This is a genomic window from Microbacterium sp. 13-71-7 (genome assembly GCF_002257455.1).
Taxonomy (GTDB): domain Bacteria; phylum Actinomycetota; class Actinomycetes; order Actinomycetales; family Microbacteriaceae; genus Microbacterium.
In genome coordinates, this window is record NZ_NCKN01000006.1 from 1 (window position 1) to 25,388 (window position 25,388).

Annotated in this window: 23 protein-coding genes; 12 read left to right on the forward strand and 11 right to left on the reverse strand. The window is 71.5% G+C overall.

From position 1 onward, the window contains the following. The 3 genes from B7X32_RS01185 to B7X32_RS01195 form a co-directional block, all read left to right on the forward strand. A partial coding sequence (locus B7X32_RS01185) for a CPBP family intramembrane glutamic endopeptidase (RefSeq protein WP_292714823.1) occupies positions 1–392 on the forward strand: 392 nt, incomplete at its 5' end. Positions 393–402: 10 nt separating this feature from the next. After that, positions 403–1,737 carry a M20/M25/M40 family metallo-hydrolase gene (locus B7X32_RS01190; RefSeq protein WP_292714826.1) on the forward strand — a complete coding sequence of 445 codons (1,335 nt, stop codon included), beginning with the start codon at positions 403–405 and terminating at the stop codon, positions 1,735–1,737. A gap of 83 nt (positions 1,738–1,820) precedes the next feature. Continuing rightward, the gene (locus B7X32_RS01195; RefSeq protein ID WP_292714829.1) at positions 1,821–3,284 is read left to right on the forward strand and encodes an MFS transporter; all 1,464 of its coding nucleotides are present in this window, start codon (positions 1,821–1,823) and stop codon (positions 3,282–3,284) included. Between the two features lie 191 nt (positions 3,285–3,475). Here B7X32_RS01195 and B7X32_RS01200 read toward each other — a convergent pair whose 3' ends face one another. Beyond that, on the reverse strand, positions 3,476–5,644 hold the full coding sequence (locus B7X32_RS01200) for an efflux RND transporter permease subunit (protein WP_292714832.1): 2,169 nt from the start codon (positions 5,642–5,644) through the stop codon (positions 3,476–3,478). A gap of 94 nt (positions 5,645–5,738) precedes the next feature. Between B7X32_RS01200 and B7X32_RS01205 the strand changes: the two genes are divergently transcribed. Beyond that, the gene (locus tag B7X32_RS01205; RefSeq protein ID WP_292714835.1) at positions 5,739–6,425 is read left to right on the forward strand and encodes a MarR family transcriptional regulator; all 687 of its coding nucleotides are present in this window, start codon (positions 5,739–5,741) and stop codon (positions 6,423–6,425) included. A gap of 59 nt (positions 6,426–6,484) precedes the next feature. Here the strand turns inward: B7X32_RS01205 and B7X32_RS01210 are convergent, their stop codons facing one another. The 5 genes from B7X32_RS01210 to B7X32_RS01230 all read right to left on the reverse strand — a co-directional run bounded on the left by B7X32_RS01210 (position 6,485) and on the right by B7X32_RS01230 (position 9,796). Then, positions 6,485–6,901, reverse strand: a complete 417-nt coding sequence (locus B7X32_RS01210) for a VOC family protein (RefSeq protein ID WP_292714838.1) — start codon at positions 6,899–6,901, stop codon at positions 6,485–6,487. A gap of 149 nt (positions 6,902–7,050) precedes the next feature. After that, complete coding sequence (locus tag B7X32_RS01215) at positions 7,051–8,220, reverse strand: RtcB family protein (protein WP_292714841.1); 1,170 nt, start codon at positions 8,218–8,220, stop codon at positions 7,051–7,053. Positions 8,221–8,520: 300 nt separating this feature from the next. Continuing rightward, positions 8,521–8,934 (reverse strand): VOC family protein, encoded by a 414-nt coding sequence (locus B7X32_RS01220; RefSeq protein ID WP_292714843.1) that lies wholly within the window; start codon positions 8,932–8,934, stop codon positions 8,521–8,523. Positions 8,935–9,124: 190 nt separating this feature from the next. Continuing rightward, the gene (locus B7X32_RS01225; protein WP_292714846.1) at positions 9,125–9,541 is read right to left on the reverse strand and encodes a VOC family protein; all 417 of its coding nucleotides are present in this window, start codon (positions 9,539–9,541) and stop codon (positions 9,125–9,127) included. A gap of 30 nt (positions 9,542–9,571) precedes the next feature. Beyond that, entirely contained in the window at positions 9,572–9,796 is a 225-nt protein-coding gene (locus tag B7X32_RS01230) for a hypothetical protein (protein ID WP_235281782.1), read from the reverse strand. A gap of 175 nt (positions 9,797–9,971) precedes the next feature. Here B7X32_RS01230 and B7X32_RS01235 point away from each other — a divergent pair, with 175 nt between their 5' ends. Beyond that, positions 9,972–10,382: a Rid family hydrolase gene (locus B7X32_RS01235; protein WP_292714856.1), complete on the forward strand. Its 411-nt coding sequence runs from the start codon at positions 9,972–9,974 to the stop codon at positions 10,380–10,382. 37 nt (positions 10,383–10,419) lie between these two features. Here B7X32_RS01235 and B7X32_RS01240 read toward each other — a convergent pair whose 3' ends face one another. Beyond that, a complete protein-coding gene (locus B7X32_RS01240) occupies positions 10,420–11,187 on the reverse strand; it encodes a siderophore-interacting protein (RefSeq protein WP_292714859.1) in 768 nt (255 codons plus the stop codon). A gap of 104 nt (positions 11,188–11,291) precedes the next feature. Between B7X32_RS01240 and B7X32_RS01245 the strand changes: the two genes are divergently transcribed. The 4 genes from B7X32_RS01245 to B7X32_RS01260 are packed head-to-tail and all read left to right on the forward strand — an operon-like array spanning position 11,292 to position 15,261. Continuing rightward, positions 11,292–12,284 carry an ABC transporter substrate-binding protein gene (locus B7X32_RS01245; protein ID WP_292714862.1) on the forward strand — a complete coding sequence of 331 codons (993 nt, stop codon included), beginning with the start codon at positions 11,292–11,294 and terminating at the stop codon, positions 12,282–12,284. 19 nt (positions 12,285–12,303) lie between these two features. Then, positions 12,304–13,311: an iron chelate uptake ABC transporter family permease subunit gene (locus B7X32_RS01250; protein ID WP_292714865.1), complete on the forward strand. Its 1,008-nt coding sequence runs from the start codon at positions 12,304–12,306 to the stop codon at positions 13,309–13,311. Beyond that, positions 13,304–14,353 (forward strand): iron chelate uptake ABC transporter family permease subunit, encoded by a 1,050-nt coding sequence (locus tag B7X32_RS01255; protein ID WP_292714868.1) that lies wholly within the window; start codon positions 13,304–13,306, stop codon positions 14,351–14,353. The genes B7X32_RS01250 and B7X32_RS01255 overlap by 8 nt, the downstream gene beginning before the upstream one ends. Continuing rightward, positions 14,350–15,261 carry an ATP-binding cassette domain-containing protein gene (locus tag B7X32_RS01260; RefSeq protein ID WP_292714870.1) on the forward strand — a complete coding sequence of 304 codons (912 nt, stop codon included), beginning with the start codon at positions 14,350–14,352 and terminating at the stop codon, positions 15,259–15,261. Before B7X32_RS01255 ends, B7X32_RS01260 begins: the two co-directional genes overlap by 4 nt. A 27-nt stretch (positions 15,262–15,288) precedes the next feature. On the opposite strand, the gene B7X32_RS01265 is transcribed toward B7X32_RS01260, so the two are convergent. Both B7X32_RS01265 and B7X32_RS01270 read right to left on the reverse strand, forming a co-directional pair. Then, the gene (locus B7X32_RS01265) at positions 15,289–16,236 is read right to left on the reverse strand and encodes a DNA-3-methyladenine glycosylase 2 family protein (protein ID WP_292714873.1); all 948 of its coding nucleotides are present in this window, start codon (positions 16,234–16,236) and stop codon (positions 15,289–15,291) included. 250 nt (positions 16,237–16,486) lie between these two features. Next, a complete protein-coding gene (locus B7X32_RS01270; protein WP_292714876.1) occupies positions 16,487–17,209 on the reverse strand; it encodes a winged helix-turn-helix domain-containing protein in 723 nt (240 codons plus the stop codon). A gap of 328 nt (positions 17,210–17,537) precedes the next feature. Between B7X32_RS01270 and B7X32_RS01275 the strand changes: the two genes are divergently transcribed. The 3 genes from B7X32_RS01275 to B7X32_RS01285 all read left to right on the forward strand — a co-directional run bounded on the left by B7X32_RS01275 (position 17,538) and on the right by B7X32_RS01285 (position 22,234). After that, on the forward strand, positions 17,538–17,846 hold the full coding sequence (locus tag B7X32_RS01275) for a GNAT family N-acetyltransferase (protein ID WP_292714880.1): 309 nt from the start codon (positions 17,538–17,540) through the stop codon (positions 17,844–17,846). 132 nt (positions 17,847–17,978) lie between these two features. Next, positions 17,979–19,217 (forward strand): exonuclease SbcCD subunit D, encoded by a 1,239-nt coding sequence (locus B7X32_RS01280; RefSeq protein ID WP_292714882.1) that lies wholly within the window; start codon positions 17,979–17,981, stop codon positions 19,215–19,217. Next, the gene (locus B7X32_RS01285) at positions 19,217–22,234 is read left to right on the forward strand and encodes an SMC family ATPase (RefSeq protein WP_292714885.1); all 3,018 of its coding nucleotides are present in this window, start codon (positions 19,217–19,219) and stop codon (positions 22,232–22,234) included. The genes B7X32_RS01280 and B7X32_RS01285 overlap by 1 nt, the downstream gene beginning before the upstream one ends. 18 nt (positions 22,235–22,252) lie before the next feature. Here B7X32_RS01285 and B7X32_RS01290 read toward each other — a convergent pair whose 3' ends face one another. Further along, positions 22,253–23,437 (reverse strand): thiolase family protein, encoded by a 1,185-nt coding sequence (locus B7X32_RS01290; protein WP_292714888.1) that lies wholly within the window; start codon positions 23,435–23,437, stop codon positions 22,253–22,255. Between the two features lie 97 nt (positions 23,438–23,534). After that, positions 23,535–25,355: a glutamine--fructose-6-phosphate transaminase (isomerizing) gene (gene glmS / locus B7X32_RS01295; RefSeq protein WP_292714891.1), complete on the reverse strand. Its 1,821-nt coding sequence runs from the start codon at positions 25,353–25,355 to the stop codon at positions 23,535–23,537. Positions 25,356–25,388: the final 33 nt, after the last annotated feature.

A 25,388-nucleotide genomic window follows, 5' to 3' on the forward strand; every position in this document is an offset into this window, starting at 1 on the left:
TCTCGGAGGAGACCGCGGCGCGCGGGCTCGCGCTCGGCGCGGTGATGCGGCGCCATCCCTGGGCCGGGGTCCTCGCCACGGCGCTCGTGTTCGGGCTCTGGCACATCGGCAACGGCCTGTTCTTCGGCAAGACCTGGGACGAGACCTGGTGGCAGGTGCTCAGCGCGACGACGTTCGGCGTGTGTTTCGCCGGGGCGCGGCTGATGATCGAATCCGTCTGGGCGCTCGCGTTCCTGCACGGGCTCGGCGACTGGACGCAGTTCCTCTCCCCGGGGGCTGCGCCGGTCTGGTACCAGATCGCCGTCATGGCGTTCGAGCTGGTCTGGGGGATCCTGCTCACCGCGGTCGCAGTCAGGAGGGACCGGCATGCCGGGGAAGGCGGTCGCGGTTAGCATGGCCACGATGAACGCCCCTGTCCCCGGGATCGCCGAGCGCCTCTCCCGGATGATCCAGCTGCCCACCGTGTCCGCCGAGCTGGACGAGCGCGGATCCGCACCGTTCGAGGACTTCGTGGCGCTCATCGCCGAGCTCTACCCCCGGGTGCACGCCGAGCTGGCGCTCGAACGCCACACCGACTTCGGCCTGCTGTTCCGGTGGACGGGGCGACGGCACGCGGAGGACGGGCCGCTCGTGCTCATGGCGCACTACGACGTCGTCCCCGTCGACGAGTCCGACGCCTGGACGCATCCGCCGTTCGCGGGCGTGATCGAGGACGGCTCCGTCTACGGCCGCGGCGCCCTGGACGACAAGGGTCCGCTCATCGTGATCCTCGAGGCGGTCGAGACGCTGCTCGCCGAGGGGTTCACGCCCGCCCGCGACGTGTACCTCTCCTTCGGCGGCAACGAGGAGACGTTCGGATCCGCCGCGAAAGCGATCGCGGATGCGCTCCAGCAGCGCGGGATCGTGCCCTGGCTCGTCGTCGACGAGGGCGGGGCGGTGGTCGACGCGCCCCTCCCGTTCGTGCCGGGGCGAGCCGCCATGATCGGCGCCGGCGAGAAGGGCGTGATGACGGTGAAGCTCACCGCGCGCGGCGAGGGCGGGCACGCCTCGGCCCCGCCGCCGCTCACCGCGGTGCGCCGGATCGCGCGGGCCGTCGAGCGGCTCGGGCCCGGCACCTTCCGTCCGCGCACCTCGCGCGCGATCTCGCGCATGCTGACGCAGCTCTCCGGCGGGGCTTCGGGGCCCGCGCGCCTGCTGCTGCGCGCGCTCGGGGCGCTCCCGCTCGTGTCGGCGCGGGTGTTCGCGGCCCTCGGCGGCGAGGCTGCCGCCCTCGTGCGCACGACCGTGGCGCCCACGATGCAGTCCGGCGGCACTGCCGCGAACGTGCTGCCGTCGCAGGCCTCGGCCACCGTGAACCTGCGGATCGCCCTCGGCGAGACCGTGCAGAGCGCGACCGCGCGCGTGCGGCGGCGCATCGCGGATCCGCTCGTGAGCATCGAGGTGCTCGAGGGCAGCGACCCGTCGCCCGAGTCGCCCACGGACACGGCGCCGTTCGCGCTCGTGGCGGAGGCGCTGGCCGTGTCGCACCCGGGGATCCCCGCCGTGCCGTACGTGACGATGCAGGCGACGGACTCCCGCCACTTCCACCGTTTCGCGCCGGCGGTCTTCCGGTTCGCGCCGCTCGAGATGTCGAACGCGCAGCGCGCCACGATCCACGGTGTGGACGAGAGCGTCGAGATCGCCGCGCTCGAGCGCGGGGAGCGGTTCCACCGCGCGCTCATCGAGCGGCTACAGTGAGCTGACCCGCTGCGGTCGCCGAGCATCTCGACGCGGCCGCATCACGTCCCGCCGACACCGCGGGACCGCATGAAGGAGCCGCGATGACGCGCACCGCCACCCTCGGCACTCTGGTCGCCGTCGTCGGATTCCTGGCCTTCGTCGAGTTCACCAGCGGCGTGCTGCAGGGCTACTACACGCCGATGCTGAGCGACATCGCCCGGCACCTCGGCATCCACGACGCCGACGTGAACTGGTTCGAGGGCGCGCAGCTCATGCTCTCCGCCCTGGTGGTGCCGGCGTTCGCGAAGCTCGGCGACATGATCGGCCGCAAGCGCATGCTGCTGATCTCGACCGCGATCACGGCGGTCGCCGCGTTCGTACTGCCGTTCACCGACACCTTCGGCGTCTTCCTCGTGGCCTGGGCGATGATGGGCTTCTACGTCGTGTGGCTGCCGCTGGAGATCGCGCTGATCTGGTCGCGCGCCCGGCGCATCGAGGGCAGCTCGGCGATCACCGCGAAGGCGGCCGGCATCCTGGTCGCCGCGCTCGAGGGCGGCGCGATCATCGGCGCCCTCGTCGGCGGTGCGCTCATCGACGCCCTGCCGCTCACGGCGGTGCTGCTCGTGCCGGCGGTGCTCATCGCGGCCTGCTTCTTCGTGATCCTGTTCGGGGTGAAGGAGTCGCCGGAGAAGACCGGTGGGGTCTTCGACACGACAGGACTCGTGCTGATCTCGCTGTCGCTCATCGGCCTGACCGGCGGGCTCAGCCTGCTGCGCCTGCCGGGCGGCGTCGCGAACCCGCTGTCCTGGATCGTGATCGTCGTCGGCGTGCTCCTCGTCGTGCCGTTCGCGCTGTGGGAGCTGCGCCAGCAGGATCCCCTCATCGACGTGCGGATGTTCCGCAGCCCCGCGCTCGGCCCGGTGTTCCTGACGGCCGGCCTTTTCGGCGTGAGCGTGCTCGGCGCGCAGGCGCCGCTGTCGACCTTCGCGCGGACGGATCCGGCGGTCTACGGCTACGGCCTCGGCACCACCGGGTTCGCGACCTCGCTGATCATCGGCGTGTACCTCGTCGCGATGATCGCAGGCGCCCTCGGCTACCCGCAGATCGCGCGGTTCGCGACCCCTCGGATCACGCTCATCGGCGCCTCGGTGCTCGTGGGGATCGGATTCCTGCTGTTCCTGCCCTTCCATGCCGCCTACGCGCAGGTCATCACGAACATGGTGATCGTCGGGATCGGATCCGGCGCGCTCGTCGCCGCGCTTCCCGCCGCGGCGGCGTCGGCGGCGCCGCACACCCAGACCGGCGTCGCGACCGGTCTCACGAACTCGGTGAAGACGGTGGGCGGCGCGATCGCCTCGTGCGTGTTCGGGATCGCGCTCATGCATGCGGTCGCCGGATCCGCCGCGGCCGAGGGCACCGCCGGATCCTTCTCGGGCTATGTGACGGTGTGGGTGGTGTGCGGGGCGACGGCGCTCGCCGCAGCCGTCCTGCTGCTGTTCGTGCCGAAGCAGGCGTTCACCGATCGCGCCGGCCACACCGCCGCCACGGAGCCCGCGATCGGCTGACGCCCGGTTCCGGGGTCGTTGAGCGAGGTCGGCGAAGTGGTCTCTCTGTTCCGGGTTCGTTGAGCGAGGACGGCGAAGTGGTCTGTCTGTTCCGGGGTCGTTGAGCGAGGACGGCGGAGCCGACCGAGACGAAACGCGGTGCTCTGACATCGCCGCCCCCGCTCAGCGCTCAGCCCCCGCTCAGCCCCCGCTCAGCGCTCCGCGCGCGACAGCTTCGACGGCCACCACACGGCGCGACCCACGTCGTGCACGAGGGCGGGCACGAGCAGGGAGCGCACCACGAAGGTGTCCAGCAGCACGCCGAACGCGACGATGAAGGCGAGCTGTGCGAGGAACAGGATCGGGATCACCGCGAGCGCCGCGAACGTCGTCGCGAGCACGAGACCCGCCGAGGTGATGACGCCTCCGGTGATCGCGAGCCCTCGGCGCACGCCCTCGCGCGTGCCGTGGAGCCGGCTCTCCTCGCGCACGCGCGTCATGAGGAAGATGTTGTAGTCGATCCCGAGCGCGACGAGGAAGACGAAGCCGTACAGCGGCACGGCCGGATCCGCTCCCGGGAAGCGGAGGATCCCGTTGAAGACGAGCGCGGAGACGCCCATCGCGGTGCCGAACGACAGCACGGTCGTCACGATCAGGAGCACGGGCGCGACGATCGCGCGCAGCAGCATCATCAGGATCAGCATGATCACGACGAGGATCACCGGGATGATCAGGGCGCGGTCGTGCAGGGACGCGTCGTTCGTGTCGATCGCGGTCGCGGTGACCCCGCCGACGACCGCGCCGGTGCCCTCGAGCGAGGTGCGGAGCCGGCGTACCGTGTCCTCCGCGGTCGTGGAGTCCGCGGCCGCGGTGAGCGTCCCCTGCAGCATCACGTCGCCCTCGACCACGGTCGCCGCGGGGGCAGGGGCGCCGGGACGCCCGACCGGCTGGACGCCGTCCTCCGTCACGGGCGCCGCTCCGCTCGGCGAGTCCTTCGCGGTCACCGTGACGCCGTCGATGCCCTTGTCCGCGAGCAGCACATCCGCTGCGTCCTGCAGGGAGTCCCGCGCCACGAGGACCTGGACGGGGCTGCCGGATCCGCCGGGGAAGTGCTCGCCCAGTACCTTCTGCCCGTCGCGGGCCTGCGAGGAGCTGAGCACGAGGTCGGACTGCGGCACGCCGGAGGCGTCGAGCTGCACGACGCCGAGCGTGCCGAGGGCGAGCACCAGGGTCGTCGCGATCCAGATCACCCTTGAGCGGCGACGGATGAGCTCGGCGAGGCGTGCCCACACGCCGGTCGAGGGCATGCCGCCCTCGGCCGCGACGGCCTCGGGCGCATACACGGGGCGGCGCGGCCAGAACGCCGCACGACCGAACGCCATGAGGAGGGCAGGGAGCAGTGTGAGCGCGGACAGCATCGCGAACGCGATCCCGATCGCCGCGACCGGCCCCAGGGCGCTGTTCGACTTCAGGTCGCTGAGCAGCAGGCAGAGGAGCCCCGCGATCACGGTGCCGCCGGAGGCGAGGATCGGCTCGAAGGATCCCTTCCACGCCGCGAGCACGGCCTTCGCGCGATCCTGCTCGACGCGCAGGGCCTCGCGGAAGCGCGAGACGAACAGGAGCGCGTAATCGGTCGCGGCGCCGATCACGAGGATGAACAGGATGCCCTGGGTCTGCCCGCTGAGCAGCAGCACGCCCCACTTCGCGAGCCACCACACCAGCAGGAGCGCGGTGCACAGCGCGAACAGGCTCGTCAGGAGCACGACGACCGGCAGCAGCAGCGAGCGGTAGACGAGCACGAGGATCACGAACACGGCCGCCAGGGCCACCCCGAGCAGGATTCCGTCGATGCCGGCGAAACCCGCGACGAGGTCGGCGCTGAACCCGGCGGGCCCGGTGATGTAGACGTGCACGCCTTCGGGCGCCGCCTTCTCGAGGGAGGACCTGATCTCCGCCACGACGTCGCCGAGGTCGGCGTCCGAGCGGATCGGCACGAACGCCTGCACGGCCTTGCCGTCCTCGGAGAGCAGAGCGGGGGAGACGTCGTCGCCGACGCCCTCGATGCCGGTCGTGGCCGCGACCGCGTCGGACAGCGTGGTTCGCTGCGCGTCCGTCAGTGCGTGGCCCGAGGCGGCGACGACGATCGCGGGGATCTCGTCGGAGCCGGCGAAGCGGGTCTGCAGTTCCTGCACGCGGGCGGAGTCGGAAGAGGAGGGGAGGTACGCGGTGCGGTCGTTCGAGGAGACCTCATCCACCTTGCCGAACAGGGGACCGCCGAGGGACGCCGCGACCAGCCAGCCGAGGATGATCAGCGCGGGCAGGAGGATCCTCAGGAGGCGGCGGGGGCGGTGCGGGCGTGCGACGTGCTGCGGGGCGGTCATCGGCTTCCTTCCGTCTCCGGCAGGATAGATCGAATTCGCTAGCTTGGCAAGTAATAACCCTGGCGTGAAAAGATCACCGGTGTAGCATGACGGCATGACGGAGCGGCGCGACGAGGCGGACGAGCAGGAGCTCGCGACGCGCAACGGGGCGCCGACGCGCGACGGCGTCGAAGCGGGCGCCGTCTACGACATCGAGGCGAGCGACCCCGATGGCGTGCTGCTCGACCGTGCCGGCGTCGATGCGGGCACGATCCGGCAGATCGGCGAGCTGATGGCCTCCCTCGGCGAGCTCCGCGACGCGGAGCAGCGCCTCGCCGAGGCGTCCCGCCGCTACATGAAGCTCAACGAGACCGACATGCGCGCGCTGCACTACCTCATCGTCTGCGCGAACCGGGGGGCCGTCGCGACGCCGGGCGGGATCGCGCAGCACCTCGGCATCTCGACGGCCTCGACCACGAAGCTCCTCGACCGGCTGGAGCGAGGGGGCCATGTCACCCGCGCCGCTCACCCGTCGGACCGGCGGGCGCTCGCGATCACCATCACGCCGGAGACCCAGCGGGCCGCGATGGAGACCGTGGGGCGTCAGCAGGCGCGCCGCTTTCACTCGGCCGCGCGCCTGACCGCGGCCGAGCGCGAGGTCGTCATCCGGTTCCTGCGCGACATGACCGGCGAACTCGGACTCGACGGCGTCGAGTGGGCGGAAAGCGACACGGGGAGCGCTGAGCCCGGAACAACGCCGGACCCAGCGCCCGGGGCCCGGTCAGGCCTGGCTCTGCCCTAGTTCTGAATCACGGGGGCCCGGTCAGGCCTGGCTCAACCCGGCGGGCCCCTGCGTGCAGATCAGGCGTTGCCCTCTCCACCGGAGAACATCCAGTCGACGCCGAACCGATCGGTGAGCATGCCGAACTGACCGCCCCACGGCGCGGGGCCGTAGTCCTGGCTGACAGTGGCGCCGTCGGCGAGTTTGTCCCACGCGGCGCGGATCTCGGCCTCGTCGGAGCCGCTCAGCGACACCGAGACGCCCTGCGGAGTCTTGTACTCCATGTATCCGGGGGTGTCAGAGGCCATCAGTACCAGACCGCCGGGAGTGGTCAGCTGAGCGTGCATGACGAGCGCCTGCTCGGCCTCATCCTGCAGCATGCCCGGCATGTCGCCGAAGGTCATCACCTGCAGATCGCCACCGAGGGCCTGCTGATAGAACTCCATCGCGGCGCGGGCGTTGTCCCGGAAGGAGATGTACGGATTGAGGTTGGTCATGGGCGTCCTCCGTCGGAGCTCAGGATGAAGGCGCGGGATGTGCGCAGGATCAGTCTGGATCCGGCCTCCGACATCGGCAATGGTGTGTTGCGGATCAGTCCGGACCGACCGCGGCGACCTCGCATGGTGCGAGGTCGCCGCGGCCGGCGTCAGGCTCCCTTCACGTTGACGAGCTGCCTCAGCGTGTGCCGGATCCGCACCAGATCGGCGGCGTCCGCCATGACCCGGTCGATCGGCTTGTACGCCTGCGGGATCTCGTCGATGAAGGCATCGGTGTCGCGGAACTCGATGCCCGTCATTGCGGCCCGCAGCTGCTCATGGGTGAAGATCCTCCGCGCCTTCGACCGGGAGTACTCCCGTCCCGCGCCGTGCGGCGAGGAGTTGAGCGACAGCCGGTTGCCGAGGCCCTCGACGACGTAGGAGGCGGTGCCCATCGAGCCGGGGATGAGCCCTGGTCGACCGGGATCCGCCTGGATCGCCCCCTTCCTCGAGACCCACACCCGCTTGCCGAAGTGCTCCTCCGATTCGGTGAAGTTGTGGTGGCAGTTGATCCGCTCCTGCTCGTCCACCGGGACGCCGAGGAAGTCCGAGATCTGCCTCGCGACCCGATCCATCATCTCCTCCCGGTTCAGCAGTGCGAAGTGCTGCGCCCACCGCAGCTCCCTGATGTACCGGGTGAACTCCGGCGTGCCCTCGACGAGGTACGCGAGATCCGAGTCGGGAAGGTCGATCCACCACTGCGTCGCCAGTCGCTGCGCGACGCCGATGTGGTGCATCGCGATGCGGTTGCCGATACCCCGGGACCCGGAGTGCAGGAACAGCCACACCCTGTCGAGCTCGTCGACGGAGACCTCGATGAAGTGGTTGCCCGAGCCCAGCGAACCGAGCTGCAGCCGCCAGTTGCCGGCGTAAGCCCCCGGGTCGAAGCCCGCCTTCTCGGCGAGGCTCTCCAGCTCGGCGATCCGCGGCTCCGCGGTGGCCACGATCTTGCGGTTCTGGTGTCCTGCGGACAGCGGAACGGCGCGTTCGATCGCCTGCCGCAAGGGGGCGAGATCGCGGGATGCGAGCTCCTCCACGGTGAACTGGGTGCGGACGGCGATCATGCCGCAGCCGATGTCGACGCCGACGGCGGCGGGGATGATCGCGCCGAGCGTCGGGATCACCGAGCCGACCGTCGCCCCCTTGCCCAGGTGGGCATCCGGCATGAGCGCCAGGTGCGGGTGGATGAATGGCATGCGGGCCGTGGTGTGCGCCTGATCGAGCGTCTTCTCGTCGATCAGGGACGCCCACGACAGCAGCCGTGCGGAGAGCCTCTCCATGGGTCCTTTCCTTCGTGTGTGTTTCTCAGCCACAGGTCACGGGAAGGTCATGAAAAATGCCCCGGACCTGACGGTGCGGGGCATGCGGACAGCGGATGCTGTCACACGGCGCGCGCCGGAGGGTACGACTCATCGCGGTCATCGCGCTTCGTCTGGAAGGCAAGGACCGTGGCGATGGTGGAGTTCCGCAGCGCGGTCATTCCGTCGTCTCCTCGGCTGGTGCTGCGCCGATCGGCACAGCTTTGCCACCGTAGGGGAGGGAGGGCGGGTGCGTCAAGGGCGGAGACCGATCGAGCCGGATCAGTCCGCGGACGAGTCCCTCGGCGGGTTGTGCACGATCTCGATCCTGATGCCGTTGTCGTCCTCGAGGAACGAGGCGTAGTAGCGATCGCTGAACCGCGGATACTCCTTCGGCGGGCGCACCGCCGTCCAGCCCGCGTCGAGCGCGATGTCGTGCACGCGGTCGACCTCTGCGCGCGAGTCGACGGCGAAGGCCAGGTGCTGCCAGCCGACGCGGCCGTGCTCGTGAGGGCCGTCCGCGTTGTCGCGCGCGGGGTAGAGCAGGATCTCGGGCAGGCCGTCCTGCCGCCAGTACGCGAGATCGGGGGCGTCGTGCCTGCGGGTGTACCCGAGCGCACGGAGTACCGGGTCGAACTGTGCGGAGGCGCCGGGGACGTGGTCGACGCTGATGCCGAGGTGATCGAGAGTGGCCATGCCCCCAGCATCGCGGATGCCGGGGACGAAACGCGAGGTGCGTGTCCGGCGTTCTCGCCGACTGCACGGGATCTCGCCGAGTGCACGGGATGTTGCCGAGTGCACGGGTCGTCGGCGCATGGATCCCGTGCACTCGTCGCGATGCCGCGCGCTCGGCGAAGCGCGAGGCCCAGGTGTCGGGGTGTGCGACTCAGTCCGCGGCAGGCTCGCGCGGAGGGTTGTACACGAACTCGATCCGGATGCCGTTGTCGTCCTCGACGAACGACGCGTAGTAGCGATCCGAGAAGCGCGTGAAGACCTTCGGATCCCGGACCGTCGTCCAGCCGGCGTCGACGGCGATGGCGTGCAGGCGCTCCACTTCGGCGCGCGAATCGACGGCGAAGGCGAGGTGCTGCCAGCCGATCCGCCCGTACCGGTGCGGTTCGCCGCCCGGCTCGGGAGCGCGGTAGAGGATCAGCTCGGTCTCGCCCTCGCGCCACCAGGCGATCCCGCCCTCCATCTCGCCGCCCTCCGGCATGCATCCCAGAGCCGTGAGCACCGGGTTCCACTGGGCGAATGCGCGGTCGAGGTCTTCGACCGTGAGGCCGAGATGATCGAAGAGGGGCATGGAACCAGTCTGCCCGACGGCGTCCTGCGATCAGTCCCGGTCGAGCCCGAAGGTGCGCTTGACGAGCGCCTGCACGTCCCGGTCGAGGCCGTCCATGCGGGCGTTCATGACGTCGAAGCGGCCGTTCACCTCGGATCGGAGCCCGCCGATCTCCGCACGCAGGACGCGGATGAAGAGCGTCGAGACGATGGTCATCATGCCGAGCATGAGCGCGGTGAAGGCCCCGATCATCGTCCAGATCTGCGCGTCGTTCATGAATCCCACTCCCTCATCGTCGCATCGTTCGTCCGAGCATGCCAGAGGCGCAGGGCGCGGTGATCGCCGATCACGTGATCTGTGAAGAACGGATCCCGCCGCGTGGATGTGCGGATCGATCCGCGGCCCATCCCGGTCGTGGGGTTAGCGCGCGCCTTTGCGACAGACTGTGGGCATGACCGCCGTGACCCTCATCCGCTCCGCGGAGCTCTCCGACGTCGCGCAGTACGCCTACGCGGCCACCGCGCCCAAGGACGCACGACTGATCTTCCTCGCCGGCGCCTGCCCGCTGAATCGCGACGGATCCACGGCGGCGGTCGGCGACTACGCCGGTCAGGCCGCGGCCTGCATCGAGACCCTCGAGGCTGCGCTCGCCGCTGCCGGAGCGGCGCTGACCGACGTGATCAGCACGCGCGTGCTCGTCGCGTCGGCCCGGCAGTCGGACCTGGTCGATGCGTGGGCCGTGGTCCGCGACGCGTTCGGCGCCCATGACGTGCCCAGCACGCTGATGGGCGTCACGGTGCTGGGCTACGACGACCAGCTGGTCGAGATCGAGGCGGTCGCCGCGGTCCTCGACGAGGTGTGATCCGAAGAGCGGGGATCGAGGGCGGCCCCCGCGCCCGTCAGTGCGGGGCGTGGTACTCGGCCTCGCCGCGCTTCCAGTAGCCCTTCACGATGGCCTGCGCGGTGTCGACGCCCCAGCGCTCGAGCAGGGCCCGGCCCGGCTTCACGATCGACGACTCCGCCGCGACGAAGACGAACGGTGCCTCGCCGGGACGATCGGCGTCGCCGAGAGCGCCCAGGAACTCGGCGAGGGCGGATCCGGCCGGAGCGCCGCCGCGATGGATCCACTCGACCGGGACGGGGGCATCGAGGGCCAGCTCGTGCTCCGCATCGCGCACCTCGATCGCGATGCGAGCGGGGACGCCGGCGGGAATACGCGCGGCGAAGCGGCGGATCGCCGGGATCGCGGTCTCGTCGCCCGCGAGCAGCCAGCCGTCGGGCTCGCCCTCCAGCACGAGGGATCCGCGCGGGCCGCCGACGCCGATGACGGATCCGAGCGGCGCGGTCGCGGCCCAGGGTGCGGCGACGCCCTCGTCCCCGTGCACGGCGAACTCCACGTCGAGCCAGTCCTCGCCCCAGGCGAGGGGAGTGTATTCGCGGCTCGGCGCGGCGCGCAGCTCCTCCACCGAGTCGGTCGGCGCGTCCGCGAAGAAGAGCCGCATGTGGTCGTCGGCACCCAGCGAGTCGAAGCCCGCGAGGTCGGATCCGGCGAGGCGCACCCGCACGAAGTCGGGGGCGATCCACTCGCGTGCGGCGAGGGTCAGCCTGCGGAAGTGCAGCTCGAGCGGGCGTCGCGCCAGGGTGAAGCCGGATTTCGCGTTGTTCATAAGGTAAGGCTAACCTGTGTAAGACCTCAGGTTGAAGTTAGGTAAACCTAACCTTTCTTACCGGGGTACTCACACAGCACATCCCGCAGAACAGGAGCATCTCCATGTCCGTGCCTCGGATCCTCACCGCCACCGCGCTCGGCCTCGCCGCCGCCGTCGCCCTCGCCGGCTGCGCCTCCGGCCCCGCCGCGGCCCCCACGGAAAGCGCGAAGGCCAGCACCGTGACCATCGAGGACAACAACGGAGAGCACACGATCTCCACACCTCCGGCGTCGGTCGTCGCCACCGACAACCGCACGTTCCAGACCCTCGCGGACTGGGGGATCCCGGTGAAGGCCGCCGCCGTGTCGCTCATGCCGGAGACCGTCTCGTACGTCAAGGACAAGAGCATCATCGACCTCGGCACCCACATGGAGCCGGACCTCGAGTCGGTCGTCGCCGTGGCACCGGACCTCATCGTGAACGGGCAGCGCTTCACCCAGCACCACGACAAGCTCGCCGCGCTCGTCCCCGATGCGACCATCCTCGAGCTCGACCCGCGCGACGGGAAACCCTTCGACGCCGAGCTGAAGCGCCAGGTCACCGTGCTCGGCGAGGTCTTCGGGAAGCAGAAGGAGGCGAAGAAGCTCGTCGCCGACTTCGAGGCCGCCGTGGATCGCGCCAAGAAGGCCTACGACGGATCAGGCGTGATGGCGGTCACGACCTCCGGCGGCAAGATCGGCTACCTCGCGCCGAAGGTCGGCCGCACGCTCGGACCGGTCTTCGACATGCTCGGCCTCACGCCCGCGCTGACGGTCGAGGGCGCCGACGACAACCACAAGGGCGATGACATCTCGGTCGAGGCGATCGCGGCGTCCAACCCGTCCTGGATCCTCGTGATGGACCGCGATGCGGTGTTCGCGAAGGACGACGCCTCCTACGTGCAGGCCGCGGACATCCTGGAGAAGAACCAGGCGCTGGCCTCCGTCACGGCGATCCAGCAGAAGCGCGTCGTCTACATGCCCACCGACACCTACCTCAACGAGGGCATCCAGACGTACACGACGTTCCTGAACTCCTTCGCCGACGCTCTCGAGAAGAGCGCGAAGAAGAGCTGACGCCCCGTCGGATCCGGCCATGACCACCCCGCTCACCCGCCCCGCCCCGGACAGCGCCTCCGCTGCTGCCCGGGGCAGGGCGCGGCTCTTCGACCCCGCCCTGCTCGTCGGCGTCCTCATCGTCGCCGGGCTCCTCGTGCTGTCGCTCTTCGTCGGCGTCTACGACGTGACCGGATCCGCGGACGGCGCGGAGATGTTCGCGATCACGCGCATCCCCCGCACGACCGCGCTCGTGCTCGCCGGGGCGGCGATGGCGATGGCGGGCCTGGTCATGCAGATGCTCACCCAGAACCGCTTCGTGGAGCCGACCACCACCGGGACGACGGAGTGGGCGGGGCTGGGACTGCTGGCCGTCTCGGTGCTGGTGCCGCACCCGAGCATCCCGCTGCGGATGCTCGGCGCCGTGCTGTGCGCCTTCGTCGGCACGCTGGTGTTCTTCGCGTTCCTGCGGCGGGTGTCGCTGCGGTCCTCTCTGATCGTGCCGATCGTGGGGATCATGCTGGGCGCGGTGGTCGGATCCGTCTCGACCTACCTGGCCCTCGCGACCAACACCCTGCAGACGCTCGGCGTGTGGTTCGCGGGCAGCTTCACCTCGGTGCTCCGGGGGCAGTACGAGCTGCTCTGGATCGTCGCGATCGTCGGCGTGATCGTCTTCATCGTGGCGGATCGCTTCACGATCGCGGGGCTCGGCGAGGAGATCGCCACGAACGCGGGCCTGAACCACGGCAGGACCGTCCTGCTCGGCACGGTGCTCATCGCCGCCACGACCGGCGTCGTCACCGTGGTCGTCGGGAACCTGCCGTTCGTCGGGCTGATCGTGCCGAACGTGGTATCGATGATCCGCGGCGACGACCTGCGCAGCAACCTGCCCTGGGTGTGCCTGCTGGGAGTCGGCCTGGTCACGGTGTGCGACCTCATCGGACGCACGATCATCATGCCCTTCGAGGTTCCGGTGTCGCTCGTGCTGGGCCTCGTCGGAGCCGCGGTGTTCATCGTGCTGATCCTGAGGCAGCGTCCTCGTGGCTGAGGTGCTGAGTCTGGCGCAGGCGCCCGCGACGCCGGTGGCCGGGCGCACGTCCGGTGCGTTCCCGACCGTCCGCGCGAGGCGGCGGTACGTCCTCGTGATCGCGGCGCTCACGGTGCTCGCCGCGGCGGCGCTGATCGGTCTGCTCGTGCACGGCAACCCGGTGCCGTTCGGCACGGACGGGTTCTGGCGCGTCGTGCAGCTGCGCGTGACGGGCGTGCTGGTGATCCTCGTGGTCGCGATCGCCCAGGCCACCGCGACCGTGGCGTTCCAGACCGCGGCGAACAACCGGATCGTGACCCCGTCGATCATGGGATTCGAGTCGCTCTACACCGCGATCCAGACGACGGCCGTGTTCGTGCTCGGGGCCGCCGGGGTCACCGCGCTGCAGGGCGTGCCGCAGTTCGCGCTGCAGATCGTGCTGATGACCGGATTCGCCGTCCTGCTCTACGGCTGGCTGCTGTCGGGCCGGAGGGGCAGCATGCACGTGATGCTGCTGATCGGGATCGTGATCGGCGGCGGGCTCGGCGCCGTGTCCACGTTCATGCAGCGGCTGCTCACCCCGAGCGAGTTCGACGTGCTCGCCGCGCGCCTGTTCGGGAGCGTCGCGAACGCCGACGCCTCCTATCTGCCGCTCGCGATCCCCCTGTGCCTGGCCGCATCGGTGCTCCTGTTCCTGCGCGCGCGCCGACTGAACGTGCTGGCGCTCGGACCGGACGCGGCCAACGCGCTCGGCGTCGACCACCGGCGCGAGCAGCTGCGCGTGCTGCTGCTCGTGGCCGTGCTGATGGCGACCTCGACCGCGCTGGTCGGCCCGATGACGTTCCTCGGCTTCCTCGTCGCGACGCTCGCGTACCAGCTGGCCGACACGCACGACCATCGGCTGGTGCTGCCCGTCGCCGTGCTCACCGCGATCGCGGTGCTGGGCGGTGCGCACTTCGTGATGAAGCACCTCTTCTCGGCGCAGGGCGCCGTCTCCATCATCATCGAGCTGGTCGGCGGATCCGTCTTCCTGCTCGTCCTGCTCAGGAAGGGACGCCTATGACCGCCAACGACAGATCCGCGAGACTCCAACTCCGCGACGAGAATGCGGTCTGGGAGCGCAGTCTCGTCGCCCAGATGAAGTCTCGCGGTCAGGGGGAGGCGACCGGGAGCGGGGGCGAAGGCGAGGGACAGGGCGGGGTCTCGATCGCGGGGGTGCGCAAGCGGTACGGCGCCAGGGCGGGGCTGGGCGACGGCGCGGCGATCGGGCCGGTCGACCTGGAGATCCCGGCGGGGGGCGTGACGGCGCTGATCGGCCCGAACGGCGCCGGCAAGTCGACCCTGCTCACCATGATCGGGCGGCTGCTCGGGATGGACGAGGGATCCATCCGGATCTCCGGCTTCGACGTCGGGACCACGAAGTCGAAGGATCTGGCCACGGTCGTGTCGATCCTGCGTCAGGAGAACCACTTCGTGACGCGCCTGACCGTGCGCCAGCTCGTCGGATTCGGTCGCTTCCCGCATTCGCGCGGCCGGCTCACGCGCGCGGACGAGGAGGCGGTGAGCCGCGCGATCGACTTCCTCGAGCTCGGCGAGCTGGAGAAGCGCTACCTCGACGAGCTCTCCGGCGGACAGCGGCAGCGCGCCTACGTCGCGATGGTGCTCGCGCAGGACACCGGTACCGTGCTGCTGGACGAGCCGCTCAACAACCTCGACATGAAGCACGCGGTGCGCATGATGCGGCACCTGCAGCGGATCTCGGCCGAGCTCGGCAAGAGCGTGGTCGTGGTGCTGCACGACATCAACTTCGCCGCGCGCTACGCCGACCGGATCTGCGCGATGAAGGACGGCGAGGTCGTCGCGTTCGGCCCTGTGACCGACATCATGCGGGGCGAGGTGCTGACCGACGTGTTCGAGACGCCCGTCACCGTGATCGACGGCCCGGACGGGCCGCTCGCCGTGTGGCACTAGCCGCCGACCGGATGGGAAGGACGCGACTCACCGCCTCCGGTGGTCCTCCGGGGCCAGGCGCGGTCCGCGCCGGGGCTCCAGGGCGCCGCTCATCCGGATGAGTCGCACGACGCGCTGGCGATGCCCCGCCCACGGTGCGAGCAGCTCGAGCATCCCGGCGTCGTCGGTGCGGTGCCCGGCGAGCGCGAAGCCGACCTCGTGCGGGAGGTGGTAGTCGCCCACGCTCACCGCATCGGGGTCGCCGAGGGCGCGGATCCGGATCTCCGCGGAGGTCCACAGCCCGATCCCGGGAAGGCTCGTGAGCGCCCTGTCCCGTGCGGGTCCGTCCGGGGCGGCCTGCACGGCGCGCTCGATCCCGGCGGCGCGCTCGGCCGCCCGCACGATCGTCCGCGACTGCGGCGGCTCCACGCCCGCGCGATGCCAGGCCCAGGACGGGATGCGGCGCCAGCCCGCGGCGTCGGGGGCGACCGCCATCGGGCGCGGGACCGGGCCCGGGGCGGGATCCCCGAAGCGCGTCACGAGGGAGCGCCAGGCGCCGTACGCCTGCAGGCCGGTGACCTTCTGCTCCAGGACGACGCCGGCGAGCGCGTCGAAGACGGCGCCGGTGCGCGTCAGGCGGACGCCGGGATTCCGCTGTGCGGTCGCCGCGAGCAGCGGGTGGGAGGACGGGTCGAACCCGTCGGGGTCGTCCTGCGCGCCGCACAGGGCGGGGACGAGGTCGAGGGCGGCATCGGCGCCGGCCCCCCAGACGCTCGCCCGCACCTCGCCGGATCGCGCGCGCAGCGCGAGCGTGGCGATGCCCGCCGCGGTGCGCAGCGACAGCCAGAGCACGGGGCCGTCCTGCACGAACGTCGGGTCGCGTGGTCCGCGGCCCAGGATGCCGAGGGTGGCCGGCAGATCGAGCGGTCCGCGCGGGCGGTACGCGCTCTCGCGCACCGGCCAGGTGCGCGGTGCGGGATCCGCGGCGAGGGTCATGGGAACACCCTAGATCCGCGCGCCGACAGGCGGGGTCCAGGATCCGGACCCGCGTCTCCGCAGCCGGATCTGCTCACGTCTTGTCGGATGCGCGGGAGGTCGTCGGATGCGCGGACAAGCCGCCGAGTGCACGGGAAGTCGTCGAGTGCATGGCATCCGCACGCGGACAAGCCGTGCGGTCGGCGGGATCCGGTGCGGTGGGCGCAGGATTCGGCGCCGTAGGAAGCGCGGGACTCAGAACCTCGGGGACTCAGAACCGGTCGGGTGAGGGGGTGCCCACGCCGTAGCGGATCGCGACGTCGGCGTGGCGGTCGAAACGGTAGCCGACGCCGCGGACGGTGCGGACGATGTCCTCGTAGCGGCCGAGCTTGGCGCGCAGGCGACGCACGTGCACGTCGATCGTGCGCTCGCCGGGGGCCTCCTCGTCGGAGGTCTGCCACAGCGCGCCGACGAGCTCGCTGCGCTCGATCGTGGAGCCCTCGCGCAGCACGAGGTACTGCAGCAGCTCGAACTCCTTGTACGTGAACGCGGCGGAGTCGCCGTCGATCAGCACGCGCTTGCGGGAGATGTCGACGACGACGCCGCCGCCGTCCTCTGGCTCGCGCTCCTCGGCCTCGGCCTTGGAGCGGGCGATCGCGCCGGGCTCGTGCAGCGCGAGGCGCACGACGTCGAGGTCGCGGCCGCCGGTGCCCTGCGGGGCGAGGGCGACGGTGGCGTGGGTCTCCGCATCGGGCGCGAGCTCGGCGAGCGTGCGGCGCAGGGCGTCGACGAGGAGGGGCAGGCTCACGCCGTTCGTGGCGGCCTTCAGCTCGTCGAGGCCGACGTACAGGGCGAAGCCGCGGGGCGAGCGGGCCGGCGGGGCGTCGACGGCAGGAGCCGGAGCATCGATCTGGGTGCGCGGCACGGCGTGCAGACGGGGCGCGGCGACGGGGGAGACGGTGACGGGACGCTCGAGGAGGGCAGTGTTCGACATGATGATGGGTCCTTGGAAGGAAGGAGTCGGTCGGCGACTCGGAGAGTGTTGCGAAGTGACCGGCGAGCCGGAAGACGAGCACGCGGATGGGTGCTCGGAGACTCAGCCCGCGAAGATCACGACGAGCGAGTCAGACAGAGTTCTGTGGCTTCAGCGACACATTCGGCAACACATGCCAACGCAACCGGGCATCATCATCCCGGTCGTCCCGTTCGCCTCCTGGGCGGACAAGGGGCGTGCATTGGTGGTCATGGGGCCGATTATTACCGACGGTGACCACCTATGTCAAAACGTACCCGGTCGAACAATGCGGGCGTAGCGTGAAACCGTGGGGATCTCTTCAAGCTCTGACCGGTTCGTGCTCACTCGCGAGGCCGACGCGTCGCGCTATACGCTGACGCGCGACGGCGTGCTGGTGAGCGTGCTCGACTACCACGACGACGGGCGCACGATGGCGCTGACGAGGGCCTTCACGGTCCCGTCGTTCCGCGGATCCGGCTATGCCGCGATCGTCGTGGCCGGTGCCGTCGACGACATCGCGGCGCGCGGTGACCGGCGCATCGACGCCGTCTGCTGGTACGTCGCGGACTGGTTCGGCGCCCACCCCGAGCGGGCGGGGCTGCTCCGCGCACGCTGAGCCGTAGCGTTCCGCGCGGCGTGTGTGACGTCATGTTACGTACCGGCGAGGACGGGCCGGGATCCGTCCTCCGTCCTCGACTCCCGGCACGCCTCGGGAGCAATGTCCGACCCCGTCCGTAGCGTGGTGGTCATGAAGATCCTGCACACCTCGGACTGGCACATCGGCCGGACCTTCCACGGGCACTCCACCCTGGAAGCGCTCGCCGAGGTGCTCGCCGCCCTGGTCGTGCAGGTGCGGGAGAACGACGTCGACGTGGTCGTCGTCGCGGGCGACGTGTTCGACTCCGCGACCCCTGCGGCTCCGGCCTACACGCTGCTGACCGACACGCTCGTCGCGCTGCACGCCACGGGAGCCAGGGTGATCGTGACCAGCGGGAACCACGACTCCGCGGCCCGGCTGGGCTTCCAGGCGCGCCTCCTGCGCGACGGGATCCACGTCGTGACGGATCCGCGCACGATCGGCGAGCCGATCACCATCGACGATGCCGACGGACCCGTGCGGTTCTTCGGGATCCCCTATCTCGAGCCCGCGATCGTGCGGCAGTACGCCGCCTTCCAGAAGCCTGCGGATGCCGGTGCCGGTGCCGGTGCCGATGCCGATGCCGACGAGGGCGTCAGCGCCGGCGACGACGCCGATGGGCGCCCGCTGCGCACGCAGGCGCAGACCCTCGCACGTGCGATGGGGCTCGTGCGGGCGGGGATGGCGGAGAACCCCGGCCGCTCCGTCGTGATCGCGCACTGCTTCGCGGCCGGCGTCGACGCGACGGCCGGCCTCGAGCGGGAGATCCGTCAGGGCGGCATCGACATGGTGCCGGTGTCGGTGTTCGACGACGCGGACTACGTCGCGCTCGGGCACATCCACGGGCGTCAGGCGCTCTCGGAGCGGGTGCGGTACGCCGGCGCGCCGCTGCACTACAGCTTCGGTGAGCAGCACAAGCCCCGCGGATCCTGGCTGGTCGACCTGTCCGCGGACGGCGCGGTCGACGCGCAGTGGCTGGAGCTTCCCGTGCCGCGCCGTCTCGTGACGCTGACCGGATCCTTCGACGAGATCCTCTCGGCGGAGAACGTGGCCGCGCATGCGGACGACTGGGTGTGCGCGGTCTACACGGACGACCTCCCGCAGACCGAGCCGATGCGCCGGCTGCGCGAGAAGTATCCGTTCTGCGCCCTCGTGCAGCACGAGCCGCTGCGGTCGGCGTCGGTCGAGGAGCGCTCGTACAGCGAGCGCCTGCGTACGGCCGCGACGGACGAGGAGCGCATCGACGCCTTCCTCGCGCACGTGCGGAACGGTGCGGGGGCGACGCCGCGCGAGCAGGAGCTGATCCGCGAGGTGCTCGACGACCGCACCCTGGCGGAGGCGCTGGTTTAGTGCGCCTGCATCGACTCGAGATCGAGGGCTTCGGACCGTTCCTGAAGCGGCAGACGATCGACTTCGACGCGTTCGCCGACGACGGCGTCTTCCTGATCGGCGGGCGGACCGGCGCGGGCAAGTCCAGCATCCTCGACGCCGTCTGCTTCGGGCTCTACGGCAACGTGCCGCGCTACGAGGGCGGGGAGAAGCGCCTGCGCAGCGACCACTGCGAGCCGGCGGATCCCACCGAGGTCGTGGTCGAGTTCAGCACCGTCTCCGGGCGATACCGGGTGACGAGATCGCCGGAGTACCAGCGCCCCGCGAAGCGCGGCGGCGGCCTGACGAAGCAGGCGTCCTCGGTGGCGCTGGAGGAGTTCGCCGACGGCCGGTGGATCGGCCGGGCCGCGCGCGAGGTCGACGTCGCGCACGCGCTGGACGAGATCCTGCAGCTCAACCTGCAGCAGTTCCTGCAGGTGATCCTGCTCGCGCAGGGGCGCTTCGCGCGTTTCCTGCTCGCCGACAGCCGGGAGAGGCAGTCGCTGCTGCGCCGGCTCTTCGGGACCGGTCGGTTCGAGGACTACCAGGCGCGCTTCGACGAGCGCCGGCGGGCGTCGGAGCAGGCGCTGGGTGCGGGGCGCGCGACGGTGATCGCCCGCGTGGAGCAGGCCGAGAAGCTCGTCGCCGAGAACGCCCTGCACGGCGCCGACCAGGGAGGATCGGATGACCCAGCGCCGGCGTCGGGCGAGCCGGCACCGTCCCTCGACGAACGGCTCGACGCCCTGCGCCGGGCCAAGGCCCGCGCCGACTACCGTCATGAGCAGCGCGGTCAGGAGCGGGATCAGGCGGAGGCCGCGCACCGCGCCGCGAGCGCGGCGCTCACGGCCGCACGCGAGGAGCGGCAGGCGCAGGCCGAGCGGGATCGCGCCCGCGCGGCGCTCGCCGCCCTCGATGCGGCCGCCGACCGGATCGCCGCCGATCGCAGGACGCTCGACGACGCCAGGGCTGCGGAAGCCCTCCGCCATGTGCTGAGCACGGCCGAGCGCGCGGCGGCCGCCGCCACGGCGGCGTCCGCGGCGGTCGTCGAGGCCGAGGAGGCGTGGCGCGGGCGCACCGCGGACGATGACGGCGCTCCGGGGGGATCGTCGGCGGAGGAACTGCGGGAGTGGGCGTCCGACCTCACCCGGTCCAGCGGCGCCTGGCAGCTGGCGGCGGAGGCCGAGGCCCGGCTCGCCGCGTACGAGACGGCGGTGGCCGCCGCGCAGAGCGAGGCGGAGGCCGCAGCCGCGGAGCGCGCCGTCCGCGAGCAGGAGCGCGCCGCCCTTCCCGCCGCGATCGAGGCGCTGACCGCCGAGCGCGACGACCTGCGCCGTCGCGCCGATCGCGCCGCCGACCTCGAGGCCGCGGTCGCCCAGGCCGCCGCGCGGCTCGAGGGCGCGAGAGACGCGGTGGCACGGACCCAGGAGCGGGGAGCGGCCGAGCGTACGGTCGCGGACCGCGAGCAGGAGGCCGCGGCGGCGTTCGCGCACGCCGCGGACCTGCGCCGCCGCCGTGAGGCCGGAATGGCCGGCGAGCTCGCCGAAGCCCTGATCCCGGGCGAGGCCTGCAGCGTCTGCGGATCCACGGAGCATCCGGCACCGGCCGCGCACGCCGACCCGGTCTCGGCGGAGGACGTGGCGGAGGCCACCGAGGCGCGCGAGCGCTCCGCCGATCGGGTGCGCCTGGCCACGAGCGCCCTGGCGTCGGTGGACGCCGCCCTCGCCGCCGCGACGGCCCGCGCCGACGGGCGCACCGTGGAGGACGCGGAGGCCGAACTCGTGGCCCGCACCGCGGAGCGGGACGCCGCCGCGGCGGCCCGGACGGCCGCCGCGGATGCCGAACAGCGTCTCGCCGAGCGGCGGGCGACGGCCGAAGGGCTCGAGGCGGAGATCGCGGGGCTTTCCGCGCGTCACGCCGAAGCGAGTGAGACTCTCGCCCTGGCCCGGCAGGCGCTCGCCTCCGCCCAGGAGTCCGTCGCGCAGGCGCGGGGTGCCTTCGCCACGGTGGCCGCGCGGGTGGCCGATGCGGGCGCGCGGATCGCCGCGGCGCAGGGCCTCGCCGCGGCGCTCGAGGAGCGCGACGCCCGTGCCGAGGCGGCGTCCGCCGCGCTCGCCGAACAGCAGGAGTCCCTGGCCGCCTCCTCCTTCGACGACGCGGCCGCCGCCGAAGCCGCTCTGCGCAGCCCCGCCGACCAGGCCGTGCTCGAGGGCCGGATCGCGGCGCACGCCGCCGAACGCACCAAGGAACGCGCGATCCTGCTCGATCTCGAGCTGCGGACCCTTCCCGATGAACCGATCGACCTCGCCCCGCACGAGGCCGCCGAAGCCGATGCGCGTGCGGCGTGGTCGACGGCCGTCGACGAGGCGAGCCGCGCGGGGATGGTGACCGCTCAGCTCGGATCCCTGCTCGAATCCGCGGCGGATGAGCATGCGCGCGGCGCCGCCGCGGCCGCGGAGCACGAGACTCTGCAGCAGCTGGCGGACACGGTCGCCGGGCGCGGGGCCAACACCTACCGGATGAACCTCGAGACCTTCGTGCTCGCCGCGGAGCTCGAGGAGATCGTCGCCGCCGCGAACCTGCGCCTCGCCGACATGTCGTCAGGGCGCTACCAGCTGCAGCACAGCGATGCCAGGGCGGCGCGCGGAGCAGCCTCCGGCCTCGGCATCGTCGTCTTCGACGCGTTCACCGGTCAGACCAGGCCCGCCCAGTCGCTGTCCGGGGGCGAGACGTTCCTGGGCTCCCTCGCGCTCGCGCTCGGGCTCGCCGAGGTCGTCACGGCCCGCGCCGGCGGCATCCAGCTCGACACGCTCTTCATCGACGAGGGCTTCGGATCCCTCGACGGCGAGACGCTGGACGTCGCCATGCGCACGCTCGACGAGCTGCGCGCGGGCGGTCGCACCGTCGGCGTCATCAGCCACGTCGAGGCGATGCAGGAGCAGATCCCGGCCCAGATCACGGTGCGCGCGACACCGGACGGCCCGAGCGTGATCGACGCCTGAGCAGCGCGTCGCGCGGGCTCAGAGCAGCTCGTACACCGTCGCGTTGGCCATGCCGCCGCCCTCGCACATCGTCTGCAGGCCGTAGCGGATCCCGTTCTGCCGCATGTGGTGCAGCAGGGTCGTGGCCAGCCGCGCGCCCGATCCGCCCAGGGGGTGGCCGAGGGCGATCGCGCCTCCGCGCGGGTTGACGAGGTCGGGGTCCGCGCCGGTCTCGGCGAGCCAGGCGAGCACGACAGGGGCGAACGCCTCGTTGACCTCGAAGGCGCCGATGTCGGCGATGCCGAGGCCGGCGCGAGCGAGCACCTTCGCGGTGGCGGGGATCGGTCCGGTGAGCATGAGGATCGGATCCGACCCGACGACGGCGACGCTGTGCACGCGCGCGATCGGGGCGAGCCCGAGTTCGGCGGCCCGCGCGCTCGTCATCATCAGCACGGAGGCCGCGCCGTCGGAGATCTGCGATGCGCTGCCAGCCGTGACCATGCCGTCCTCCAGGAACGGCGTCGGGAGGGTCGCCAGGCGCTCGACCGTGGAGTCCGCGCGGATGCCCTGGTCGGTCGTGACCACTCCTGCGGGGGTCTCCACGGGGACGATCTCGTCCGCGAACAGCCCGGCAGCAGTCGCCGCGGCGGCCTTCTGGTGCGAGCGGACGGAGAACTCGTCCAGCTGGGCGCGGGTGAGGCCCCACTTCCGGGCGATGAGCTCGGCGCCCCTGCCCTGGTCGCCCAGATCCGGGAAGCGCTCGTGCATGAGCGGGCCGTAGGGATCCTGGCCGATGCCGTTGACAGAACCGACGCTGGAGAACATCGGCACGCGGGACATGACCTCGACCCCGCCCGCCACCACGATGTCGGCGTGGCCCGCGATGATCGCCGCGGCGGCGCTCTGGATCGCCTGCTGCGACGAGCCGCACTGGCGGTCGATCGTCATCCCCGGCACGTGCTCCGGCAGCCCCGCGGCGAGGGCGGCGTTGCGGCCCACGTTGAAGGACTGCTCGCCGACCTGCGAGACGCAGCCCCACAGGACGTCGTCGACGAGGGCCGGATCGGCGCCCGTATCGGCCAGCACGGCCCGGATCGGGTGCGTGGACAGGTCGACGGGGTGCACGCCGCTGAAGACCCCGCGCTCCGGCTTGCCGACGCCGACGGCGGTGCGGCGGGCGGCGACGATGACCGCGTCCCGGCCGGTGATTCCCGTGCTGCTCATGCTGCCATTGTCCTCCGGCTGCGGTTTCGAAGCGCGCAAATGGTTCGATCCGCGGCGCGATCACCGCCATTCGCGCGCTTCGAAACGGAGGGGGACGTCACTCCACCGTGACCGACTTCGCGAGATTGCGGGGCTTGTCCACGTCGTGTCCGAGGCGGACCGCCGCCTGGTAGGCGAGCAGCTGGGTCGGGATGGTGAGCAGGATCGGATCCAGTTCCGGCTCGTTCTTCGGGACGACGATCGTCCGCGCGTCGAGGTGCGCGAGGTCGACCCCGGCGTGGGTGATGGCGATCAGCGGGCCCTTGCGCGCGAGGACCTGCTCAGCCGCGGCGAGGTTGCGGTCGGTCAGCTCGTCCTGCGGGATGACGGCCACCGTCGGCATGTGCGGGTCGATCAGGGCGAGGGGGCCGTGCTTGAGCTCGCTCGTCTGGTAGGCCTCCGCGTGGATGTAGCTGATCTCCTTGAGCTTCTGCGCGCCCTCGCGGGCGACCGGGAACCCGCGCACCCGCCCGATGTAGAACGCGCTCTGCGCCTTCGCGATGTCCTCGGCGACGGCCGCGATCGGATCCGTGTTCTCGAGGATCTCCCGGATCTGCTCGGGGATGCGCTGCAGCCCGCGCAGGATGCGCTGGCCGTCCGCGTGGGACAGGTCGTGGAGGCGACCGAGGTGCAGCGCGAGCAGGGCGAAGGAGAGCGCCATGTTCGTGAGCGCCTTGGTCGAGGCGACGGAGATCTCCGGACCGGCGTGCAGGTAGATCCCGCCGTCGACCGTGCGGGCGATGGTCGAGCCGACGACGTTGACGACGCCGATCACGCGGCCGCCCTTGCGCTTGATCTCCTCGACGGCGAAGGCCGTGTCCGCGGTCTCGCCGCTCTGGCTCACCGCGACGTAGAGGGTGTCCGACTCGATGATGGGCTGGCGGTACCGGAACTCCGATGCGGCCTCCGCGTCGGCGGGGATGCGCGCCAGATCCTCGATGAGCTGCGCGCCGAGCTGGCCGACGTAGTAGGCGGACCCGCAGCCGAGGATCTTGATCCGGCGGAAGCTGCGGAGCTCCCGAGGATCCAGTCCGAGACCGTCGAGGCGGGCGGTGGCGAACCTCTCGTCGAGCCGGCCGCGCAGGACCATCGCCGCAGCGTCGGGCTGCTCGTGGATCTCCTTGAGCATGTAGTGCTGATAGCCGCTGAGCTCGAGATCCTCTGCCGCGACGCTGATCTCGACCGGCTCCGAGCTGGTCGGGCTGTTGCCGCGGTCGAAGGTCCTGAAGCCGGTCGCGGTCACGGTCGCGAGCTCGCTGTCGTTCAGGTGCACGACCCGATCGGTGTGCCGCACGAGCGCGGCGACGTCGCTGGCCACCAGCATCTCCTTGTCGCCGATGCCGATGATCAGCGGGGACCCGCTGCGGGCCAGGACGATCCGCTCGGGGTGCCGCTCGTCCAGCACCGCGAGGGCGTAGGTGCCCGTGATCCGGGCGAGGGCCGTGAGCACCGCCTCCTCGAGGGTCTCCGCATCCGACTGGGCGATGAGGTGCGCGATCACCTCGGTGTCCGTGTCGCTCCGCAGCTCGACGCCCGACTGCGCGAGCTGGGTGCGCAGGGCTGCGGCGTTGTCGATGATGCCGTTGTGCACGACGCTGATCCGGCCGTCCTGGCTGCGCTGGGGGTGCGCGTTCTGCTCGAGGGCGGGACCGTGTGTCGCCCAGCGGGTGTGGCCGATCCCGACCGTGCCGGTGAGCCGCTTCGGGAGCGCGGCCTCGAGCTCGCGCACCCGGCCGACCCGCCGGATCGAGGTCGTGCCCTTGCTTCCGAGCACGGCGATGCCGGCCGAGTCGTAGCCGCGGTACTCGAGGCGCGTGAGGCCTTCGACGAGGACGGGGGCGGCGGCCTGGTGGCCGATGTATCCGACGATTCCGCACATGTGGGGGCTCCTGAGGAGTGAGGGGGACAGGGG

Coding starts and splice junctions, on each gene's coding strand:
- glmS (WP_292714891.1), bottom strand. CDS start 25,355: ATGTGCGGAATCGTCGGATACATCGGCCACCAGGCCGCCGCCCCCGTC.
- B7X32_RS01190 (WP_292714826.1), top strand. CDS start 403: ATGAACGCCCCTGTCCCCGGGATCGCCGAGCGCCTCTCCCGGATGATC.
- B7X32_RS01250 (WP_292714865.1), top strand. CDS start 12,304: ATGACCACCCCGCTCACCCGCCCCGCCCCGGACAGCGCCTCCGCTGCT.
- B7X32_RS01210 (WP_292714838.1), bottom strand. CDS start 6,901: ATGACCAACCTCAATCCGTACATCTCCTTCCGGGACAACGCCCGCGCC.
- B7X32_RS01235 (WP_292714856.1), top strand. CDS start 9,972: ATGACCGCCGTGACCCTCATCCGCTCCGCGGAGCTCTCCGACGTCGCG.
- B7X32_RS01220 (WP_292714843.1), bottom strand. CDS start 8,934: ATGGCCACTCTCGATCACCTCGGCATCAGCGTCGACCACGTCCCCGGC.
- B7X32_RS01245 (WP_292714862.1), top strand. CDS start 11,292: ATGTCCGTGCCTCGGATCCTCACCGCCACCGCGCTCGGCCTCGCCGCC.
- B7X32_RS01265 (WP_292714873.1), bottom strand. CDS start 16,236: ATGACCCTCGCCGCGGATCCCGCACCGCGCACCTGGCCGGTGCGCGAG.
- B7X32_RS01290 (WP_292714888.1), bottom strand. CDS start 23,437: ATGAGCAGCACGGGAATCACCGGCCGGGACGCGGTCATCGTCGCCGCC.
- B7X32_RS01225 (WP_292714846.1), bottom strand. CDS start 9,541: ATGCCCCTCTTCGATCATCTCGGCCTCACGGTCGAAGACCTCGACCGC.
- B7X32_RS01205 (WP_292714835.1), top strand. CDS start 5,739: ATGACGGAGCGGCGCGACGAGGCGGACGAGCAGGAGCTCGCGACGCGC.
- B7X32_RS01260 (WP_292714870.1), top strand. CDS start 14,350: ATGACCGCCAACGACAGATCCGCGAGACTCCAACTCCGCGACGAGAAT.
- B7X32_RS01280 (WP_292714882.1), top strand. CDS start 17,979: ATGAAGATCCTGCACACCTCGGACTGGCACATCGGCCGGACCTTCCAC.
- B7X32_RS01215 (WP_292714841.1), bottom strand. CDS start 8,220: ATGGAGAGGCTCTCCGCACGGCTGCTGTCGTGGGCGTCCCTGATCGAC.
- B7X32_RS01230 (WP_235281782.1), bottom strand. CDS start 9,796: ATGAACGACGCGCAGATCTGGACGATGATCGGGGCCTTCACCGCGCTC.
- B7X32_RS01240 (WP_292714859.1), bottom strand. CDS start 11,187: ATGAACAACGCGAAATCCGGCTTCACCCTGGCGCGACGCCCGCTCGAG.
- B7X32_RS01200 (WP_292714832.1), bottom strand. CDS start 5,644: ATGACCGCCCCGCAGCACGTCGCACGCCCGCACCGCCCCCGCCGCCTC.
- B7X32_RS01270 (WP_292714876.1), bottom strand. CDS start 17,209: ATGTCGAACACTGCCCTCCTCGAGCGTCCCGTCACCGTCTCCCCCGTC.
- B7X32_RS01195 (WP_292714829.1), top strand. CDS start 1,821: ATGACGCGCACCGCCACCCTCGGCACTCTGGTCGCCGTCGTCGGATTC.